Annotated in this window: 1 pseudogene; it reads right to left on the bottom strand. The window is 58.2% G+C overall.

Going from position 1 to position 730, the window contains the following annotated elements:
• Positions 1-185: pseudogene (locus D2K64_RS23935) on the bottom strand (DNA-binding response regulator); the annotation flags it as partial.
• Positions 186-730 lie beyond the last annotated feature (545 nt).

Genomic DNA, 730 nt, shown 5'->3' with positions numbered 1-730 from the left:
GGCAGCCCAACATCGAGCAGGATCGCATCGTAGCGAGCGCCCGCGCTGGACAACTTGTCCTCGGCCTCAGCCGCGCTTTCCGCCTCATCGGCACTGAACTCGCCGCCGAGCAGGATCTGCTCGGCCAAGGTGGCACGCAGCGCGGCATCGTCCTCGACGATGAGGATCTGGCGGAGGGCGGACATCGGTGATCTCCAGGAAAAGGGAAGGGTGTCACTACCCTTTCTAATCATCTACAGGTTGATGATACCGCACACAAATCACTCAAATGAGAGCTTTGTACAGAAATTGATACGCTTCTGGGGTTCGGCGGCGCTACAACATGCACGTGCTACCGGTCACACAGCGGTTCGTTGTTATGCATGTTCGTGACAGGTTTCTGGTTTAGGCCCGTTCAGTCAGTGCCGCTTTGGCACGGCTCACCAGCGCCACGCGCACCATTGCTTTCCCACCTCAAAATGAAGGTGACCAGTTCAGCAAGGCAGACAGCAAAGCAGTACGAGATGCGCGGTTTATCGGGTTTGACCCTCGCCTGCATTGCGGTCCTTTATTCCTTACGTCAGTGAGCGGCGGAACAGCGCTTGGATGAGGAGCAACCCTGCTAGCGGAGCCACAGCGTCGATGGCGCTCTGGATCCAGCAGAATGTACTAGCTCTGCGACAAGATGCCTCGTCTGAAGGCGGGCAGGGCCCCTCGTAGAGGAAGGTGCCATCTAGGGCACCCGGAGGAT

Origin of the sequence: Teichococcus vastitatis (assembly GCF_003604215.1) — a bacterium.
In the GTDB taxonomy this organism is placed as follows: domain Bacteria; phylum Pseudomonadota; class Alphaproteobacteria; order Acetobacterales; family Acetobacteraceae; genus Pseudoroseomonas; species Pseudoroseomonas vastitatis.
This window is presented reverse-complemented; position numbering and strand designations above follow the sequence as displayed.